A 3,395-nucleotide genomic window follows, 5' to 3' on the forward strand; every position below is an offset into this window, starting at 1 on the left:
GGTCATGGGACGCAACTACGAGGAGATGCTCAATGCCGGCTGACGAAACAACCACTTCGACCCTGCCCGACGTCACACTGCTCACCCGGGTCGGTGCAATCAGCACCTCGACCCTGTCGGATGCGTTGGACAAGCTCGGCCTGCCGGGTGCCGTCCCAGGCATCCAGCCGTTTGACCCGAGCTTCCGGCTCTGTGGGCCGGCGTTCACCGGACAGTACGAATCGGTCGACGAGAATGGTGGCACTGTCGGCGACTTCATCGATGACGTCGCCCCCGGCGAGGTCGTCGTGCTCAACAACGAAGGCCGGCTCGACTGCACCGTCTGGGGAGACATCATGACCTACGTCGCCTCCTCCCGCGGAATCGCCGGAACGGTCATCGACGGTGTCTGCCGCGACGTCGCACCGAGCCTGGAACTGAAGTACCCGGTCTTCACCAGAGGCCGGAACATGCAGACCGGCAAGGACAGGGTGCGGTTGGCGGCAACCGGGGTACCGGTCGCCCTCGGAAACGTCATCGTGCACCCCGGTGACCTCGTCGTCGCGGACGCCGACGGTGTGGTCGTGTTGGCGACGGCCGAGATCGAACGTGTCCTCACCGTCGCCGAGGCCATCGAGAATGCCGAAGAACGCATCCGCCTTGCAGTCGCTGGCGGAGCGCGCCTCGACCACGCCCGCGCGCAGGCGGGCTATCACCACCTGCAAACCGCCAACGAGGAAACGCGATGACCACTCTGTCTCCGGCCCTGCGGGAACTCGGTGCCGCCTCACTCCACGAGTCCGGCGCCACCCCGCTGCCCCCGCGGATCCGACCGCTCGATCCGGCATGGCGGATCTGCGGCCGCGCCTTCACTGTCGACCTCACACCGGGGCACAACATCTGGCTCCACCGCGCACTCTATGCCGCCCAGCCGGGAGACGTACTCGTCGCCGCTGCCGACACCGACATCGAGTACGGCTACTGGGGCGACATCCTGGCCCATGCCGCGGCTGAACGTGGAATTGCCGGCTTGGTGATCGACGGTTCGGTCCGAGACTCGATCGACCTCAAATCCATCGGGTTCCCGGTGTTCGCACGGGGACTGTGCGTGCGAGGAACCGGCAAAGATGCCACGTCGGGGGGCTTCGACGTCTCGATCCAGCTCGGCTCGACGACAGTGCATCCGGGCGACATCATCGTCGGTGACGCCGACGGTGTGGTTGCCATCGATGCCGGCCAGGTCAAAGCCGTCGTCGAGCGGGCACTGCAGCGGGAACGGTCCGAGGAGCAGATCCGTACCCGGATCACGGCGGGCGAGACCACACTCGACATCTACGGGCTGAGCTGACCGACATGCGTTTCCACGCCCCTCGCAGACTCGGAATCATCGGTGCCGGCGTTGCCGGTGAGTTGATGTCCCATGCTGTCCTACGCAGCAACCGGTTCGTGCTCACCGGCCTCGCGGACCCCGATCCGGATGTTCGAAACCGAGTGTCGGCCGAATGGGCCTGCCCGGCCTTCACCGATGCCACCGAACTGGTCGCCTCCGGAACAGTGGACGCGGTGTACGTCGCGACGCCGACAGCGCACCACCTGGGCGCCGTCTCCGCCGCGGCCGCGGCCGGTGTGCACATCATCTGCGAGAAACCGTTGGCGACCACCGCCGCTGACGCACGTGAGGCTGTGGATTGCGCACGCCGTGCCGGGGTGAGCCTGCTCGTGGGCCCCACTCTGAGCTATGACACCCGCTATCGGGTGCTGCAGCAGATCGTGACCGCCCGCCGGCTCGGTGACCTGCTGTCGGTGCAGGCGACCTCGTTTACCGATTGGCATCGCCGCCGGACTCGTACGGCGCACGACCTCGATGCAGCAGTGGGCAACGGTCTGCTGCTTCGGCAAGGGGCGCATCAGATCGACATTGTGCGACTGATCTGCGGTGGAGACGTGCGCGCGGTTTCCGGAGCCCTCCACGGCGGTGTGGGAGGCGCCGAACAGGGATTCTCGGCGCAGCTGAGTTTCGCCAACGGAGTACAGGCCAGCGCCTACTACGACGGTTCCGGAGCTGTACCCGAGGCGGACGAGCTGTTCGCCACTTTCACCGGTGGTGGTGTTCGAGTCCACCCCGGTGGTCTGCACCTGTACGCCGACGGACAACTGACCGACCTGCCCGTCGACCCCGCAACCTCGGTCTGGGATCAGGCGCTAGTCGAGATGGACCAGACGCTCGACGGCCGGATCCCGATCCATGACGGGGAGTGGGGGCTGGGAACCCTTGCCGCGTGTCTGGCCATCTATGAAGCGGCGGCGGCCCACTCCATTGTTTTCACCCACCAATCGCTCTACCAGGAGAAGTCATGATCATCGACTCCCACGCCCACTTGAACGCGCCGCCGGAGCTGTACGCGTACCAGGCCGCGTTGCTATCCTCCCGAGGAGGCCAGGGCCGCAACGGATCCGGTGTTACCGATGCGCAGCTCAAGGAGTACGGCGACCGCACGCTGGCGGTGATGGACAGCGTCGGCACCGACGTCCAACTCATCTCACCGCGTCCATTCCAGGCATCACATTCGGCGACCCCGTCCAAGGTCGTGCACTGGTGGACGGCGGAGGTGAACGAGGCGATCGCGCGCCAAGTCCAGCAGTTCCCCGGCCGCCTCGCCGGCGTCGCCGGACTGCCCCAGGCATACGGGGAAACACCCGAGAAGTGGGCGGGTGAACTGGAAAAGGCGATCAAAGATCTGGGGATGGTCGGCTGCCTGCTCAACCCGGACCCGTCCGAGGGAAGCGGCTACGTGCCCCCGTTGGGCGATCCGTGGTGGTACCCGCTGTACGAAAAGATGGTCGAACTCGATGTGCCGGCACTCATCCATTCCGCGAGCTGCCAGAACGGTCGTGAATCGTACAGCGAGCACTTCATCACCGAGGAAAGCATCGCTGTGCTCTCCCTGCTCAATTCGGAGGTGTTCCTACGCTTCCCGACGTTGAAGATTGTCGTCTCACACGGCGGCGGCTCGGTCCCCTACCAGATCGGGCGCTGGCGGGCGGCTCGTCTGCACCCCAAGTTGCTGACCGGACAGGTGCTGCAGGAGTCGTTCGACGAAAGTTTGCGGCGTCTCTGGTTCGACACCGTGTTGCATGCGCCGCTGGCGCTGGAACTGCTGGTGCGGACCGTAGGAGCGGACCGGTGTTTGTTCGGTACCGAAAAGCCAGGAAGCGGTAGTGCTCCGGATCCCACGACCGGTCGCGACCTCGACGATCTGAAGCCGGTCATCGAGGGCTTTGACTTCCTCGACACGGCCGAGAAGGAAGCCATCTTCTACGGCAACGCTCTCTCGCTCTACTCTCTTCCGGCACTGGATGCCGCTGTCGGTTCTGCTCGCTAAAGGCAGTCAGCACTGACCGCCGTCGTGGCGGCC

Annotated in this window: 4 protein-coding genes; all 4 read left to right on the forward strand. The window is 65.5% G+C overall.

The genetic code is table 11. The features are described from left to right. Positions 1 to 32 precede the first annotated feature (32 nt). The 4 genes from AC1D1G_RS43305 to AC1D1G_RS43320 are packed head-to-tail and all read left to right on the forward strand — an operon-like array spanning position 33 to position 3,362. Complete coding sequence (locus AC1D1G_RS43305; RefSeq protein ID WP_477956719.1) at positions 33 to 728, forward strand: RraA family protein; 696 nt, start codon at positions 33 to 35, stop codon at positions 726 to 728. After that, on the forward strand, positions 725 to 1,327 hold the full coding sequence (locus AC1D1G_RS43310; protein ID WP_164062495.1) for an RraA family protein: 603 nt from the start codon (positions 725 to 727) through the stop codon (positions 1,325 to 1,327). Before AC1D1G_RS43305 ends, AC1D1G_RS43310 begins: the two co-directional genes overlap by 4 nt. 5 nt (positions 1,328 to 1,332) lie before the next feature. Continuing rightward, complete coding sequence (locus tag AC1D1G_RS43315; protein ID WP_477956720.1) at positions 1,333 to 2,337, forward strand: Gfo/Idh/MocA family protein; 1,005 nt, start codon at positions 1,333 to 1,335, stop codon at positions 2,335 to 2,337. Then, complete coding sequence (locus AC1D1G_RS43320) at positions 2,334 to 3,362, forward strand: amidohydrolase family protein (RefSeq protein ID WP_477956721.1); 1,029 nt, start codon at positions 2,334 to 2,336, stop codon at positions 3,360 to 3,362. Before AC1D1G_RS43315 ends, AC1D1G_RS43320 begins: the two co-directional genes overlap by 4 nt. Positions 3,363 to 3,395 lie beyond the last annotated feature (33 nt).

Source organism: Rhodococcus sp. P3_B8 (genome assembly GCF_056402775.1).

Bases quoted from the DNA above. Each gene is read 5' to 3' on its own strand.
- AC1D1G_RS43310 (WP_164062495.1), top strand. From the start codon at position 725: ATGACCACTCTGTCTCCGGCCCTGCGGGAACTCGGTGCCGCCTCACTC.
- AC1D1G_RS43315 (WP_477956720.1), top strand. From the start codon at position 1,333: ATGCGTTTCCACGCCCCTCGCAGACTCGGAATCATCGGTGCCGGCGTT.
- AC1D1G_RS43305 (WP_477956719.1), top strand. From the start codon at position 33: ATGCCGGCTGACGAAACAACCACTTCGACCCTGCCCGACGTCACACTG.
- AC1D1G_RS43320 (WP_477956721.1), top strand. From the start codon at position 2,334: ATGATCATCGACTCCCACGCCCACTTGAACGCGCCGCCGGAGCTGTAC.